This window comes from Sphingomonas ginsengisoli An et al. 2013 (assembly GCF_009363895.1).
Lineage (GTDB): Bacteria > Pseudomonadota > Alphaproteobacteria > Sphingomonadales > Sphingomonadaceae > Sphingomicrobium > Sphingomicrobium ginsengisoli.
The window spans coordinates 2,643,048-2,658,731 of the sequence record NZ_CP045434.1 but is presented as its reverse complement, the minus strand read 5'-3'; the positions used below and the strand labels follow the sequence as shown (position 1 = coordinate 2,658,731).

Below are 15,684 nucleotides of genomic sequence, written 5' to 3'. Positions count from 1 at the left end.
TCCACCATCAGGACCTTGGCGCCCAAGCCCCCCATGCCCCGCATCGTGATGAAATTCGGCGGCACGTCGATGGCCGGGATCGAGCGGATCCTCAGCGTCGCCCAGCTCGTCCAGCGCGAAGCCAAGAGCGGCGCCGAAGTGCTGGTGGTGGTGTCGGCAATGGCCGGCGAGACCGACCGCCTCGTCCAGCTCTGCCGCGAGGCCGCCGCGCTCCACGATCCGCGCGAATATGACGTGGTGGTGGCGAGCGGGGAGCAGGTCACCGCCGGGCTGCTCGCCATGACCCTCCAGAACCTCGGGGTCACCGCGCGCAGCTTCATGGGCTGGCAACTGGTCCAGGCGAGCGGCGCCCACGGCAATGCGCGGATCGAGGCGGTCGAGACCCCAGTCCTCGACGAGGCGCTGCGCTCGGGAGCGGTGTGCGTCATCCCCGGCTTCCAGGGCGTCAGCGGCGAAGGCCGCATCGCCACCCTCGGCCGCGGCGGTTCGGACACCAGCGCGGTGGCGCTGGCGGCGGCGGTCGGCGCCGACCGCTGCGACATCTACACCGACGTCGACGGCGTCTACACCACCGATCCCCGTATCGTCCCGCGCGCCCGCAAGCTCACCCAGATCACCTTCGAGGAAATGCTCGAGCTGGCCGGCGTCGGCGCCAAGGTGCTGCAGGTGCGCAGCGTCGGGCTGGCGATGCGCGAGAAGCTCCCCCTCCGCGTCCTCTCCGCCTTCGAGGACAAGCCCGGAACCACCATTGTCGAACGACTGGACCCGAACATGGAACGCAACGCCATCGCCGGCATCGCCGCCGACCGCAACGAGGCCCGGATCACGCTGACCGGGATCGCCGACCGTCCCGGCACCGTCGCGGCGGTGATGCGCCCGCTCGCCGAGGCCGGCATCAGCGTCGACCTCATCGTCCACGCCGCCACCCCCGACCACGGCGCCTCCGACCTGACCTTCACCGTCGCCCGCGCCAACTTGGCGCAGGCGCTCGCCGTGCTCGACGAGTGGAAGGGCGACATCGGCTATTCGGCGCTGCTGACTGACGATCGGGTCGCCAAGGTCAGCATCGTCGGGGTCGGCATCCGCTCCAACCCCGCGCTCGCCTCGACCATGTTCGACACGCTGGCCGAGCGCCGGATCAACCTGCTCGCGGTGACCGCGAGCGAAATCAAGGTGAGTGCATTGATCGCCGAAGACGAACTCGAACTGGCGGTGCGGGTGCTCCACACCGCCTTCGGCCTCGACGCCCCGGTGGGAGCCGGCGCATGAGCGCGCAGCGCCTGAACGAACTCTGGTCGCGCGGCACCGACTTCCTCGGCTGCCAATCCGCCATCCTCGGCGGGGCGATGAGCTGGGTCTCCGAACGCAACCTCGTCTCGGCGATCAGCAACGCCGGCGGGTTCGGCGTGATCGCCTGCGGGGCGATGAATCCCGAGCTCCTCGACACCGAGATCGCCGAGACCAGGGCGCGCACCGACAAGCCGTTCGGGGTCAACCTCATCACCATGCACCCGCAATTGACCGACTTGATCGCGGTCTGCGGCAAGCACCGGGTCAGCCACATCGTGCTCGCGGGCGGGCTGCCGCCGGCCGGGGCGATCGACAAGATCAAGGCCACCGGCGCCAGGCTGATCGCCTTCGCCCCGGCGCTGAGCCTCGCCAAGAAACTGATGCGCTCGGGCGCCGACGCGCTCGTGATCGAGGGGATGGAGGCCGGCGGCCACATCGGCCCCGTCTCGACCAGCGTCCTCGCGCAGGAGATATTGCCCCACATCGCCGCCGACATCCCGGTGTTCGTCGCCGGCGGGATCGGGCGCGGCGAGGCGATCGCCGCCTACCTCGAAATGGGCGCGGCTGGCGTTCAGCTCGGCACCCGCTTCGTCTGCGCGACCGAGAGCATCGCCCACCCCAATTTCAAGAAGGCCTTCCTGCGCGCCTCCGCCCGCGACGCGGTGCCGAGCGTCCAAATCGACCCCCGCCTGCCGGTGATCCCGGTCCGCGCGCTCAAGAACAAGGAGACCGAGCGTTTCGCCGCCAAGCAGCGCGAGATCGCTCAGGCGCTCGACGAGCAGGACCTCGAGATGGCCGAGGCCCAGCTCCAGATCGAGCATTATTGGGCGGGCGCGCTGCGCCGCGCGGTCATCGACGGCGACGTCGAGACCGGCAGCGTGATGGCCGGCCAGTCGGTCGGCATGGTCACCAGGGAGCAGCCGACCGCCGAGATCATCGCCGAGCTGGTCGACGAAGCCGCCGCCGCCCTTGCCCGCCGTGGATGATGCGATAGCCTGCGCGGCCTAACCAGGGGGACCTAAAGCGATGCCGCTTCTCGATCAGGGCCAGGCCGTCAGCTTCGTCTACACCACCGACGTCGAGCGCTCGGTCGCCTGGTATCGCGACGTGCTCGGCGCCACCGTCCGCGAGCGCGACGATTATGGCGCCTCGCTGGCGGGCGCGGGGGCGCTGTTGCGGATCACAATGCTGCCCGCCGTAACCCCGTCCGAGCATCCGGTCGCGGGGTGGGAAGTCGCCAGCGTCGCCGCCTGGGCCGACGCGCTCGAAAAGCATGGCGTCCGTTTCACCGTCTACGACGGCATGGGGCAGGACGAGCGCGGCATCTGGACCGGTCCCGACGGGAGCCGGCTGGCGTGGTTCGCCGATCCGGACGGCAACATGCTGATGATCAGCGAAGCCGCCGCCGCGGGTGCCTGACGCTCGGTCCGCTTGCGGCGCCCGGTGACCGACCCCTACGCCACGCTCGGCATCGCGCCCGACGCCGACGAGCAGGCGGTCCGCGCCGCCTATCGCGCGGCGATGAAGCGCACGCACCCTGACCAAAATCCATCGGCCGACGCCGCCGATCAGGCCCGCGCGGTCGCCGCCGCCTACAAACTACTCAGCGATCCCGCCCAGCGCGCCCGCCTCGACCGCCAGCGGGCCATGCGCGAGCAGGTGATCGCCCCGCCCCCGCCGCCGCCGCCGCGCAGCGCCCCGCGCGGCCGGCTCGGCGGCCTCGCCTTGGTGCTCCTCAGCATCGGCATCCTGTGGTTTGCGACCACCCGCCTCGCCGTCCCCACCGCGCCGCCAGCCAGCGCCCCGCACCCCACACAGCTCGCCGCGGCTGAACCCGCCCCCGACCTCACTCCGCCGCCCGAACTCGTGCCGGCACCGCCAGCACCGCCCATGGCCGCGCCGCCAACCGCTCAGCCCGTCGCAGCGCCCCCCCCAACGCCGCCAGCCGCGGCCCCTGTCCTGCCCCGGTCCGCGCCGCCGACCCCCGCCAAGCCTGCCCCGCCGCATCGCCAGGCCGCCGTGCTTGCTGTCGCTGCGCCGACCGCCCCGCCGCCCCCCGTCGCCATCACCACCACGCCCGACGACTGCGACCGCGCCGCGACCTGCGCGCGGATCGACCTCGCCGCGCTCGATCACATGCAGACCCTGCTCTACAACCAGAGCTACCTCGCCGCCCCCGCGCCCAAGCAGGCCCAGCTGCTGAGCACCCGCGCGACCTTCCTCGCCCGCCTCGGCCGCTGCATTTCGGCGGCGTGCAAGCGCGACGCCTACCTCGACCGCAACCGCGAGATCGCCGCACTGATGCGCAGCTAGAGCGTCAGTGCCAGTCGGCGTCGGCCTGCGGGTGCAGCTCGGCCGCCGCGCGCTTGATGTCGTCGAGTTCGACCGCACTGTCATAGGGATCGTCGTCGAGCTGCTCGACCCGGTTCAGTCGCTTCTGCCACTTGCGCAACTCGTCGACATAAGGCTGGAACGGCGTCCGCATCAGCGCGCCCGAGGGCAGCTTCTCGACGTCGGCGATGCCGTTGTGGATCATCGCCCCCGTATGCCAGTCGGGCATGTCGACCGCCGGGAACAGGCACAGCCCCTGCAGGTCGATGCCCCGATTGACCGCCGCTAGCGCCTCGTTGGTGACGTCGCGCAGCCAGTCGTCGCGCCCGCCCTCGAGCCCCGAGGTCTCGGCGATGATGCACGGCCGCCCGTAACGCTTGGCCCCGCGCTCGATGAGGTCGGCGAGCGGGAGGATGCGGTCGTCGCCGGGGCAAAGCGCGGCATGCGGCCCGTGCTCGCGATATTCCATCTGGCCGAAGCTGTAATTGTTGAACCCGGCGATATCGAGGATCTCCGGGCTGCCGCCCAGCTCGGGCCAGCCGCGCCCGGAAATGGCGTCGAACGCGATATAGGCGTCCTCGCATTCCTCGCGCCGCGCCGCCTCGGCGAGGTCAGGCCGGTCGCGCGGCGGGACGACGTGGATCAAGGGATCGATGTGGACGAAGCGCGCCTCCGGCAGCTCGGCCTTGATCGCCTTCACCGCCGCGATGTCCGCCGCGCACATCGCCAGCGTCAGCCGTCGCCGCGTCTCGCGGTCCCGCCCGAACGGCGCCGCCCACGCCCATTCCCCGGCCATGTAGCCGAAGAAGGTGATCTCGTTCATCGGGGTGAAGATCGGCGGCCCGTGGTGCGCGCGTTCGGCGACATAGCGCGCCGCGGCCACCGCATAACGCGCGAAATGCTCGGCGAAATTCGCGTCGAACGGGTCGCAATGATCGGGATAGCCGTAATGGCACAGGTCCCAGATCGGCAGGATCTGATGGTGCCGCTGCGCCGCCAGGAACGGGTCGATATAGCTGAAGTCGTAAGTGCCCCCGCCGCGGTCGACCAGCGGCCAGGGAATCCCCTCGCGCGCCACCGCGATCCCCAGCGAGGCGAGCAGCCGATAATCCTCCTCGGCATGGACCCGGTGCTGGGTCTCCTCGCACAGGTCGCGGCGGCCGACATCCTTCCACCAGAAGGTCGAGCATTCGAACCCGCTCAGGTAAAAGGTCGGAAAAATCCCCGGATGTCTGGCCATGGCGCGCCCAACGCGCCAGCTGTCCGCTTGGAACCGCGCCCCCTTCCTGTTAGCCCCAAGCCATGCCGCTGACCGCCGCCAACGCTGCCCGTGAAATCCTGACCGGCCTTCACGAGGTGATGGCCAAGCGCGGCTCGGCGCAGGCCAAGCTCGACAAGGTGGTCGACCTCATCGCCGACGCGATGAAGAGCGAGGTCTGCTCGATCTATTTGCTGCGCGACAACGCGCTCGAGCTGTTCGCCACCCACGGCCTCCGCAAGGAAGCCGTCCACGTCACCCGGCTCGAGCTCGGCCAGGGCCTCGTCGGGACCATCGCCGCGCAGGGCCGCGTCCTCAACCTCGCCGAGGCCGACACCCACCCCGCCTTCGCCTACCGCCCCGAGACGGGCGAAGAGAGCTTCCACAGCTTCGCCGGCGTGCCGATCGTCCGCCGCGAGAATGCGATCGGGGTGCTCGCGGTCCAGCATGCCGAGGCGCGCCGCTACGAGGATGTCGAGATCGAGGCGCTGCAGACGGTCGCGATGGTGCTCGCCGAGCTGATCGCCGGCGCCCGCCTCGCCGACGGGCAGGAACGGCGCCGCAGCAAGGAAGGCACCGTCCGCCTCGCCGGATTGAAGCTGGTCGCCGGCATGGCGCGCGGCATCGCCGTCTTCCACGAACCCCGCGTGGTGGTCGAGCAGACCGTCGCCGACGATCCCGAGCTCGAGCGCGCCCGCGTCATCGCTGCCTTCCGCCGGATGCGCGAGCAGATCGAGCATATGACCCGCGAAGCCGAGTTCGGCGTCGCTGGCGAGCATCAGGAGATCCTCGAGACCTACAAGATGTTCGCCTATGACGAAGGCTGGGTCCGGCGGATCAACCAGGCGATCGACAGCGGCCTCACCGCCGAGGCGGCGATCGAGCGGGTCCAGCAACGCACCCGCGCGCGGATGCAGGAGATCGACGATCCCCTCCTCAAGGAGCGGATGCACGACCTCGAGGACCTCGCCAACCGCCTGCTGCGGATCGTCTCGGGGCGGATCGGCACCGCGGCGCAGACCGGCCTCACCCGCGACGCGGTGCTGATCGCGCGCAACATGGGCCCGGCCGAATTGCTCGAATATGATCGCCGGCGGCTCAAGGCGGTGGTGCTTGAGGAAGGCTCGCTCACTTCGCACATGGTGATCGTCGCCCGCGCCATCGGGGTGCCGGTGATCGGCCGCGTAACCGACATCCGCCACATCGCCAACGAGGGCGACGCGATCCTGGTCGACGGCGACCAGGGCAGCCTTGTCGTTCGCCCGACCAGCCAGGTCGCCACCAGCTTCGACCAGCGGATGGCGATGAGCCTGCGCCGCCGCGCCGAATATGCCGCGATCCGTACCGAGCCGCCCGTCACCAAGGACGGCCACCGCTGCACGCTGATGGTCAACGCCGGGCTCGCCGACGACGTCGACCAGCTCGAAAGCGCCGGCGCCGACGGCATCGGCCTTTTCCGGACCGAGTTTCAGTTTCTCGTTTCCGCCACCCTGCCCGGCCGCGACAGCCAGTTCCGGCTCTACCGCCAGGTGCTCGATGCGGCGGGCGACAAGCCGGTGGTGTTCCGCACGGTCGACATCGGCGGCGACAAGGCGCTGCCCTATCTCTCCGAGGAACGCGACGAGAGCGAGAATCCGGCGATGGGCTGGCGCGCGCTGCGGCTGTCGCTGTCGCGCACCGCGCTAATGAAGGCGCAGGCCCGCGCCCTCATCGAGGCGGCCGACCGCCGCGTGCTGCGCGTCATGTTCCCGATGGTCTCCGAGCCCTGGGAATATGAGCAGGCGCGCGCCCTGTTCGAGGAGCAGCTCGCCTGGGCGCGCGAGCATCGCGGGCACCAGCCCTCGCGCGTCGCCTTCGGCGCGATGCTCGAAGTGCCGAGCCTCGCTGAAGTGCTCGACTTGCTGCTGCCGCGGGTCGACTTCCTCTCGATCGGGACCAACGACCTCACCCAATTCCTGTTCGCCGCCGACCGCGCCGACCCGCGGCTCGCCAACCGCTACGACTGGCTGAGCCCGGCGATCCTGCGCTTCCTCCGCCGCGTCGCGCGCGAGGCCGCCGCCGCCGGCGTCCCCGTCCGGGTCTGCGGTGAGATGGGCGGCCGCCCGCTCGAGGCGATGGCGCTGATCGGCATCGGCATCGAGAATTTCTCGATCACCCCGGCGGCGATCGGGGCGGTCAAGGCGATGGTCCGCTCGCTCGACAGCGCCGCGATCCGCGAGCGGATGGAGCAGCTCTTGGCCCGCCCGCCGCGCGACATGCGGCGGACGCTGACCGACTGGGCGCGGCGGCAGGGCGTCAAGCTGGGATAGGAAGCGCGGCTGGGCGTTGACTTGCCGACGTTCGGCTCCAACAAGAGTGGCGACGAGCGTACCGGGCGGGGAGCAGAATGGTCGAGGAAGTGGAAGCGTCGGGCGAAGCCACCGTGGGCGAGCAGCTGCGCGCCGCGCGCGAAGCGCAGGGCATGAGCCTCGAGGATGTCGCCACCCGCACCCGCATCCCCGTGCGCCACCTCGAAAGCATCGAGGCGAGCGAGTGGAGCCGCCTTCCCGCCAGCACCTATTCGGTCGGCTTCGCCAAGAATTACGCCACCGCGCTTGGGCTCGACCGCGACCAGATCGGCGAGGCGCTCAAGGCCGAGATGAGCGGCTATGACCCGCGGCAGGGCAGCACGGTCGAAGTATACGAACTCGCCGACCCGGCCCGCGTCATGCCCAAGTGGCTGGTGCTGCTCGCGGTGGTCGCGGTGATCGCGGTGATCGCCGGGCTGATGTTCATGCAGCGGCGCGAGCTGAGCGGCGGCAACGAGCCCGCGGCGACCGCCCCCGCCGACACGTCGGCCGCGCCGGCGACCACCACCGCGCCTGCCCCCGCCGCCCCGGCCGTCCGCGGCCCGGTGGTGCTCACCGCCAACGATCCGGTCTGGCTGCAGGTCAGCGAGAAGGGCGGCCCCAGCCTCTTCATGGGCGAACTGAAGTCGGGCCAGAGCTACGAGGTCCCCGCCACCGCCAAGGCTCCGGTCCTCAAGACCGGCAAGCCCGAGGCGCTGCGCATCTCGGTCGGCACCGCCGACGCCCCGGCGGTCGGTCCGGCCGGCCAGACCGTGCGCGACGTCTCCTTGCTGGCGGCCGACCTGATGCGTGGCGGAACCGCCACGCCGGCGCCGCCAACGCCCGCCCCGACCCGCTGATTCATGCTGGCGCAAGGCATGCTTGCCCACGCCGGCACCTGCTGAACTTTCCTGGGATCACTAATGCGTAGCCTGCTCGCCTCCACTGCCATTCTTCTCCTCGCCGTCAGCGGACCCGCCGCCGCGCAGCAGCGCCAGATCTCGCCCGAGCAACGGATCGAGCGGCTCGAACGGCAGGTCCGCCAGCTCCAGGGCCGCATCTTCCCCAAGGGCCAGCCGGTCGACACCGCCGGCCTCGCCGACGATCCCGCCGCCAGCCAGGTCGTCGTCACCGCGCTCAGCAACCGGCTCGACAATATCGAGCGGTCGCTGACCGAGATCACTCGCACCAATGAGGAGAACGCCCAGCGGATCGGCACCCTCGAGGCCGAGCTGGCGCGCGCCAAGGCCGACAACGACCAGCGCCTGCGCGCCCTCGAAAACGCCCCGCCGCCCGCGGCCGCGACTACGACCACGACCGCGACGACCCCCGCCGCCGACGATCGGCCGACCACCGATCGCCCGCCGACGGCCAAGCCCGAGCGCCCGCGCCCGACCCCGGTGGCGAGCGCTCCCGTCGCGCCCCCCAAGACCGGCGACCTCAACACCGATGCCGAGGCGGCCTACGACGTTGGCTATCAGCTGTGGCAGCAGAAGAAGTACGACCAGGCGATCGCCGCGCTGCGCGCGATGGCCTCCTCCTTCCCCACCCATCGCCGGGTGAGCTGGGCCAATAACCTCGCCGGCCGCGCCCTGCTCGACAAGGGCGAGTATCGCGCCGCGGCCGAAGCCCTCCTCGCCAACTACCGCGGCAATCCGCGCGGCGAGCGGGCGCCCGACAGCCTCTATTACCTCGGCCAGGCGCTGATGGGCCTCAAGCAGCCGAGCCAGGCGTGCAAAGCCTATGCCGAGCTCGACCAGGTCTATGGCGACAAGGTCCGTCCCGACCTGCGCGCGCTGGTAACGCCGGCCAAGGCCAAGGCGGGGTGCCGCTAAGACCCGACGAGCGCTCGGTCGAGCGCGTCCGCCGCTCGCTCGCGGCACTGATCGGCGACCATGAAAGCACGACTGTCCGCGTGGGCGTCGCGGTGTCCGGTGGCCCCGACAGCACCGCCCTGCTGCTGCTCGCCGCCGCCGCTTGTCCGGGCCGGGTCATGGCGGCGACGGTCGACCACCGCTTTCGGGCCGACAGTGCAAATGATGCGAGCCACGTCGCCCTACTCTGCGCGCAACTGGGCGTCGCACACGACATCCTGACGCTCGACTGGCAGCCACCGGCCGCCAGCCGCCAGGCCCGCGCCCGCGCCGCGCGATATGCCGCCCTGGCGCGCTGGGCGGCGGCCAATAAGCTCACCGTCGTCGCCACCGCCCACCACCTCGACGACCAGGCCGAGACGCTGCTGATGCGGCTCCACCGCGGCGCCGGTGTCGGCGGGCTCGCCGGGGTGCGGCCGCAAGCGACGGTCGCGACCGACGATGGTCCCGAACTCCATCTCGTCCGCCCGCTGCTCGACTGGCGCCGCGCCGAGCTTGCCGCAATCGTCACCGTCGCTGGCGTCGAAACAGTCGACGACCCCGCCAACCGCGACCCGGCGCACGACCGGACCGGCGCGCGCGCATGGCTGGCCGCCTCCCCCGCCTGGCCCGACCGCCGCCGGCTCGGCGCCAGCGCGGACCATCTGCGCCAGGCCACCGAAGCGCTCGACTGGAGCGCGGACCGCCTTCTCGCCGAACGCGGCCAGCAGACCGGCGACGGCTGGGCGATCGATCTCGCCGACGTCCCGGCCGAACTCCGGCGCCGCCTCGCGCTGCGGCTGATCGAGCGACTGCGGCCGACCGGCCCACCCGTTCGGGGCGACCGGCTCGACCGCGCTCTACTCCTGCTCCAAGCCGGGCGAGTGGCGACGCTCGGCGGCGTCGTCATCCGCCCGCGCGGGGGACAGTGGCACTTCGCCCCCGCGCCCCCGCGTCGCCCCTAGAATTCGCGCCAGTCGTCGTCGCCGGCAGGCGGGGTTAAGGCAGCGATGGCGTCGGCGGGTAGCGCCCTCACCGGCGAACGGTAGGCCCCCTCCTTGCCCGCGCGCGGCAGCTTCGGCGGCTTGGGCGCAGCATTTGCCGCCCCTGTCGTAAACCGCCCGGCCTGCTCGGTCAGCGCGTTGACTTCCGCAAGCAGGTTGCGCGCCGCCGCCGAGGTCTCCTCGACCATCGCCGCATTCTGCTGGGTCGCCTGATCCATGCTGGCGACCGCGCTGTTGATCTCGGTGATCGCGCCGGCTTGCGCCTGATTGTCGCTGGCGATGGTGGCGAGCAGGCTGTGGACCTGCTCGACGTCGCCCGAGATGTTCGCGAGCGCACCGTCGACCTTTTCGACCGCTTCCACCGCCGTCACCACGTCGGCCTGGGTGACAGTGAGCTGATCGCGAGCGCGCTTGGCCTCTTCCTCGGCCCGCATCGCCAGCGCGCTGACAAGGTCGGCGACCACCGCGAAGCCGCGGCCCGCCTCGCCCGCGCGGCCGGCTTCCACCGCCGCGTTCATCGCCAGAACGCGGGTCTGGAAGGCGATCTTGTCCAAGCCCTCGATCACGCTGTCGATGCCCTTGGCGCTGTCGCTGACGCGGCCCATCGCCTGGACCGCCTCGTCCGCGACCGAGCGCCCGCTCGCCACCGTCACCTTGGTCTGGTCGGCGCGCGCCACCGTGTCGCGCGCCGCGCTGGCGGTCGCCTTCAGCCGTCCGTCCATCTGCCCGACACCCGCCGCGGTCTGCTCGAGCGACGCCGCATTGCTCTCGGTCCGCCGCGCCAAATCCTCGCTCGCCTGGGCGATCTCGATCGACCCGGTGCGCAGCTGCTCGGCCGAGGTCACCACCGAGCCGATCAGCTCGCGCAACTGGCCGACCGCCTCGTTGAAATTGGTCTTGAGCGCGGCATTCTCGCCCGAGAATTGGGCATCGACGGTGACGGTCAGGTCGCCATGCGCCAGCCGGTCGAGGCTCTTGCTCAGCGTCGCAACGACCAGCCTTTGGTCCTGGTCGGCCGCATCCTTCGCCGCCTGCAGCCGGATCTGCTCGCGCGAGGCGTCGCGGAACACCAGCAACGCCTCGCCCATCCGTCCGAACTCGTCGCGGCGAAGCGCGCAGGGGACCTCGAAGTCGTTGTCGCCCCCGGCCAGCCGCTTCATGTTGCGGCTCATATTGAGCACCGGCCGGACCACCCCGTTGCGCGCGACATAATAAGCGATCCCGCCGCACAGGCCCGTCAGCAGCACCGACAAAGCGAGCGCCCAATTGTTGGCGCTCTCGCTCCGGTCGGCGATCGCGGTCGTCTCAGCCGCGGCATCGTCCAGCCGCCGGTTGTTGAAGGCGACCATCTCCTTGGTCAGTTCGTGGTTCATCTCGTCGCCCTGCGCCAGGCGCCGGATGCCCCCCGCCTGATCGCCCGAGCGATAGGCCTCGACGCCGCCCTTCAGGCGCTCCGCGATGGCATCGATCCGCCCGACCAGCATCGCCACGTGGCTCGCCACCGCCGGGTCGTCATTCGCCGCCTTGCGCAGCGAGGCCTCCGCGGCATCGCGGTTCTCGCTGATGTTGGCGATCGATTCCGCGCTCGCGGCCCGGTCGGTGTAGATGGCGGCGGCATAGCCTTCCTGGACCATCTCGCTGACGTAGCGGTTGCCCCGCACCAGGCTGATCGTGGTCGGGAAATCGACCTTGGTCAGCCGCGCATAATGGGCGTTGGTCTCGCGGGTCCGGTACGCGAAATAGGCCGAGATCCCGATCGCGAGCGCGCCGAGCACGACGATCGCGGACATGACCTTGACGGTGATCCTGGTGTTCTCGAGCCACTTCTGCACGGCAATGCTCCCGCTTGGCGCGCCCACGGCGCCGCCCTTTGATCCACGAGGCATCATAGGAAGACTTCGCCCGCGGCGGTCCGGACCGGCCAATCGGGCGGTCGACTAGGCTCCACTTCGGACCGATCGGCGAACCCTCCTTCACCTTGTTCCCGCAAGCCCACGCCGATGAGCGGATCGGTGGACAGTAGCGGCGAAGCCCAGCGCCGGGTGGCGGAGCGCACGCATCTGTATCTCGCCGCCATGCTGCGCTGGGATGGCGCGGAGAGCGTGGTCCGCATCCGCAATTTGAGCGCACACGGCGCGATGATCGAAGGAGCGACGCTGCCGCCGCCGGGCCAACTGGTCGCTTTGTCGCGCGGGCAGCTACGGGTCACCGGCCGCGCCGCCTGGACCCATGCCGGGCGCAGCGGGCTCCAGCTCGACCAGCCCATCGACGTCAAAGGCTGGAACGCCGCGCCCGCCAATCGCGGTCAGGCACGGGTCGACGGCCTCATCGCCGCGCTGCGCAGCCGCGACGCGCCGGTCGCCTGGCCGAGCGAGGCCGCCCGGCCCGCGGCCGGCGACGATCTCCGCCTCGCGCAACGGCTACTGACCGAACTTGCCGATCAGCTCGCCGGCGACAATCTGGTGGTGGCCCGGTGCGGTCGCCAGCTCCAGCAGCTCGACCTCGTGGTCCAACTGCTCGGCGCACTGGGTGAGGAAGGCGGCGTGCTGAGGCTGGGCGACCTGCGCCTGGCCGTCCGCAGCGCTCTACTCGGCTGAGCCTTGGCTCAGCGCCCGCCGAAGCCCGACGCGAGCGGGCTCAAGGGATCGGGCAGGACGCGCAGGAATCCGTTGTAGATCGTCCGCGCCGCCTGCGCGATCGAGTTGGGCCGGTCGCTCCCGCCCCGCGCGAACAGCGCGAGCGCAACGCGGCGGCCATCGGGCATGGTGATGAAGCCGACGTCCGAGGTCAGGCCGGTCAGCGTCCCCGTCTTGTGCTCGACCAGCACGGTCGGGTCGAGCAGGCCGCGGATCCGGTTCGAACCGGTCGCGCAACGCCGCATGACGCTCAAGAGAAAGACCCGGCTCTGCGGTGTCAGCACGTTGCCGCGGTCGATCTGGCGGAGCAAAGTGACCATCGCCTCGGGCGTCGCGCTGTCGCGGATGTCGAACAGGTCGCGGGGCGACGCGAGCAACTGGGCGATCGTCCGGTTGACCCGGATGCCGCTCAGCCGGTGGAAGTCGATCCACTCCTGCACCACCCGCGGCCCGCCCAAATTGCGGATGAGGATATCGGTCGCGACATTGTTGCTGTGGATGAGCATCGCTTCCATCAGCGTCTTCGCGCTCAGCGTGCCGATCTTGTCGTCGAGCGAGCGCCGGCCATGGTCGACCTGGCTCAGGTAGGCGGCAGCGACGGCGACCTTGACGGTCGAGGCCATCGGATAGGCCTTGTCGCCGTGGATCGAGACCATCTTGCCGCTGTCGAGGTCGAGCGCGGCGACGCCAATGTCCCCCGGCCGGCTGGCGACCAGCGCCCGCAGCTGGCTCTCGAGCCCCGCCAGTTCGGGCGCGGTGGCGGCCGCCGCGGGGGCCGCGAACCACAGGGTGAGGACCGCGAAGAGGGCAGCAATCCGGCGCAATCGCCACTCCATCAGTTTGGCAACGAGTTGGAAATCTCGTTCCATCATAGTGTTAGCTGCTGAATGGTTGCTTGACTCCCCGGCCCTGCCGCAAAGCGGGACAAACCGTGCAAGAGCCTCGACAGACCGAGTCGGATGCGTTGCATTGCATGTAAGGGGTGAGAGCCTACATATTCACCCGAACCTTTTGGGAAGTGACACGTCGCTCATGAACGACAAGGAAAAGAAGCCCGGCAACCCCTGGACCAAGAGCCTGCTCATCTGGGTGGCGGTCCTGTTCGGGCTGGTGCTGTTCGCCCAGCTGATCGACGGCGGCAGCCGCACCGCGGCGGGTGAGCCGATGGCCTATTCGGACTTCGTTCGCCAGGTGAACCAGGGCAACGTCAAGTCGGTTACCACCGCGTCGAGCTCGACGGGCACGCAGGTCATCGCCGGCAAGTTCAACGACGGCCGCGCCTTCCGCACCACCGCCCCGGCCGATGCGCGGGTCACCGACCAGCTCATCGCCAAGAACGTCACCGTGCAGGCCAAGGAGCCCGAGACCTCCAGCCTGTGGATGATCCTGCTCTACAACAGCCTGCCGTTCATCCTCATCCTCGGCGTCAGCTTCTTCATCATGCGCCAGATGCAGAAGAATGCCGGCGGCGGCGCGATGGGCTTCGGCAAGAGCCGCGCGCGCATGCTGACCCAGAAGGAAGGCCGCGTGACCTTCGCCGACGTCGCCGGCATCGACGAGGCCCGCGAGGAGCTGCAGGAGATCGTCGAGTTCCTGAAAGATCCGGGCAAGTTCGCCCGCCTCGGCGGCAAGATTCCCAAGGGCGCGCTGCTGGTCGGCTCGCCCGGCACCGGCAAGACCCTGCTCGCCCGCGCCATCGCGGGGGAGGCGGGCGTGCCCTTCTTCACCATTTCGGGCTCGGACTTCGTCGAGATGTTCGTCGGCGTCGGCGCCAGCCGCGTCCGCGACATGTTCGAGCAGGCCAAGAAGTCGGCCCCCTGCATCGTCTTCATCGACGAGATCGACGCCGTCGGCCGCCACCGCGGCGCCGGCCTCGGCAACGGCAATGACGAGCGCGAGCAGACCTTGAACCAGCTCCTCGTCGAGATGGACGGCTTCGAGGCCAACGAAGGCATCATCATCATCGCCGCCACCAACCGGCCCGACGTGCTCGACCCCGCGCTGCTGCGTCCGGGCCGCTTCGACCGCCAGGTGATGGTCCCCCGCCCCGACATCGACGGGCGCGAGCAGATTCTCGCGGTGCACATGAAGAAGGTGCCGCTGGCCCCCGACGTCGATGCCCGGGTGATCGCCCGCGGCACGCCCGGCTTCTCGGGCGCCGACCTCGCCAACCTCGTCAACGAGGCGGCGCTGCTCGCCGCGCGGCGCGGCAAGCGGCTGGTCGCGTCGAAGGAGTTCGACGACGCGCGCGACAAGGTCATGATGGGCGCCGAGCGGCGCTCGATGGTAATGACCGAAGACGAGAAGAAGATGACCGCCTACCATGAGGCGGGCCATGCCCTGGTCTTCGCGCACGAGCCGACCGCCGACCCTATCCACAAGGCGACGATCATCCCGCGCGGTTTCGCGCTCGGCATGGTCCAGCCGCTGCCCGAGCGGGACAGCTACAGCTACCACCGCGACAAGATGCACGCCGACCTTGCCGTCGCCTTCGGTGGCCGTGTCGCCGAAGAGCTCATCTTCGGCCACGAAAAGGTCTCTTCGGGCGCGTCGAGCGACATCCAGCAGGCGACCCGCCTCGCCCGCGCGATGGTCACCAAATGGGGCATGTCCGATGCCCTCGGCCCGCTCGACTTCTCCGAGGGCGAGGAGACCCCGACCGGTTACTTCGCGCCGCAGCAGAAGCGGATGAGCGGCGAGACGATCAAGCTCATCGACAGCGAAGTGAAGCGCTTCGTCGAAGGCGGGCTCGAGCGGGCGCGCGAGATCCTCTCAGTCCACATCGACCAGCTCCACCTCATCGCCAAGGCGCTGCTCGAATTTGAGACGCTGACCGGCGAGGAGATCAAAACCCTCCTGTCGGGCGGGACGATCGACCGCAACTCGTCGAGCAACAAGCCGACCCTGCCGTCGGCGGGCAGCTCGGTGCCTAAGAGCCGCAAGCCGCTGGGCGGGCTCGGCGGGGCGGCTCCGGCCGGGGCTTAA

At 70.3% G+C, this 15,684-nt stretch carries 13 protein-coding genes; 10 read left to right on the top strand and 3 right to left on the bottom strand.

Annotated features, from left to right (window positions below; translation table 11 throughout):
• The first annotated feature begins 33 nt into the window (after nt 1-33).
• From GCU42_RS12990 to GCU42_RS12975, 4 genes are read left to right on the top strand one after another with little or no spacing between them, the layout of a single operon-like run.
• Nucleotides 34-1,269: an aspartate kinase gene (locus GCU42_RS12990; RefSeq protein ID WP_114228618.1), complete on the top strand. Its 1,236-nt coding sequence runs from the start codon at nt 34-36 to the stop codon at nt 1,267-1,269.
• Nucleotides 1,266-2,276, top strand: a complete 1,011-nt coding sequence (locus GCU42_RS12985; RefSeq protein ID WP_114228619.1) for an NAD(P)H-dependent flavin oxidoreductase — start codon at nt 1,266-1,268, stop codon at nt 2,274-2,276. Before GCU42_RS12990 ends, GCU42_RS12985 begins: the two co-directional genes overlap by 4 nt.
• Before the next feature lie 40 nt (nt 2,277-2,316).
• Complete coding sequence (locus GCU42_RS12980; protein WP_114228620.1) at nt 2,317-2,709, top strand: VOC family protein; 393 nt, start codon at nt 2,317-2,319, stop codon at nt 2,707-2,709.
• A gap of 24 nt (nt 2,710-2,733) precedes the next feature.
• Nucleotides 2,734-3,603 carry a J domain-containing protein gene (locus GCU42_RS12975; RefSeq protein WP_162789319.1) on the top strand — a complete coding sequence of 290 codons (870 nt, stop codon included), beginning with the start codon at nt 2,734-2,736 and terminating at the stop codon, nt 3,601-3,603.
• Nucleotides 3,604-3,607: 4 nt separating this feature from the next.
• Here GCU42_RS12975 and GCU42_RS12970 read toward each other — a convergent pair whose 3' ends face one another.
• Complete coding sequence (locus tag GCU42_RS12970) at nt 3,608-4,861, bottom strand: glycoside hydrolase family protein (protein ID WP_114228622.1); 1,254 nt, start codon at nt 4,859-4,861, stop codon at nt 3,608-3,610.
• A gap of 62 nt (nt 4,862-4,923) precedes the next feature.
• Here GCU42_RS12970 and ptsP point away from each other — a divergent pair, with 62 nt between their 5' ends.
• The 4 genes from ptsP to tilS all read left to right on the top strand — a co-directional run bounded on the left by ptsP (nt 4,924) and on the right by tilS (nt 10,024).
• Entirely contained in the window at nt 4,924-7,188 is a 2,265-nt protein-coding gene (ptsP, locus tag GCU42_RS12965) for a phosphoenolpyruvate--protein phosphotransferase (protein WP_114228623.1), read from the top strand.
• A gap of 77 nt (nt 7,189-7,265) precedes the next feature.
• Nucleotides 7,266-8,066, top strand: a complete 801-nt coding sequence (locus GCU42_RS12960) for a helix-turn-helix domain-containing protein (RefSeq protein ID WP_114228624.1) — start codon at nt 7,266-7,268, stop codon at nt 8,064-8,066.
• Nucleotides 8,067-8,129: 63 nt separating this feature from the next.
• Complete coding sequence (locus GCU42_RS12955; protein ID WP_114228625.1) at nt 8,130-9,041, top strand: tol-pal system YbgF family protein; 912 nt, start codon at nt 8,130-8,132, stop codon at nt 9,039-9,041.
• Nucleotides 9,032-10,024 (top strand): tRNA lysidine(34) synthetase TilS, encoded by a 993-nt coding sequence (gene tilS / locus GCU42_RS12950; protein WP_114228626.1) that lies wholly within the window; start codon nt 9,032-9,034, stop codon nt 10,022-10,024. The genes GCU42_RS12955 and tilS overlap by 10 nt, the downstream gene beginning before the upstream one ends.
• On the opposite strand, the gene GCU42_RS12945 is transcribed toward tilS, so the two are convergent.
• Nucleotides 10,021-11,895 (bottom strand): methyl-accepting chemotaxis protein, encoded by a 1,875-nt coding sequence (locus GCU42_RS12945; protein WP_240309533.1) that lies wholly within the window; start codon nt 11,893-11,895, stop codon nt 10,021-10,023. The genes tilS and GCU42_RS12945 overlap by 4 nt on opposite strands.
• A gap of 168 nt (nt 11,896-12,063) precedes the next feature.
• On the opposite strand from GCU42_RS12945, the gene GCU42_RS12940 reads away from it, so the two are divergent.
• Nucleotides 12,064-12,660, top strand: a complete 597-nt coding sequence (locus tag GCU42_RS12940) for a PilZ domain-containing protein (RefSeq protein ID WP_114228627.1) — start codon at nt 12,064-12,066, stop codon at nt 12,658-12,660.
• An 8-nt stretch (nt 12,661-12,668) separates the two neighbouring features.
• On the opposite strand, the gene GCU42_RS12935 is transcribed toward GCU42_RS12940, so the two are convergent.
• Nucleotides 12,669-13,523, bottom strand: a complete 855-nt coding sequence (locus tag GCU42_RS12935) for a serine hydrolase (protein WP_240309534.1) — start codon at nt 13,521-13,523, stop codon at nt 12,669-12,671.
• 208 nt (nt 13,524-13,731) lie between these two features.
• On the opposite strand from GCU42_RS12935, the gene ftsH reads away from it, so the two are divergent.
• Nucleotides 13,732-15,684: an ATP-dependent zinc metalloprotease FtsH gene (ftsH, locus tag GCU42_RS12930; RefSeq protein ID WP_114228629.1), complete on the top strand. Its 1,953-nt coding sequence runs from the start codon at nt 13,732-13,734 to the stop codon at nt 15,682-15,684.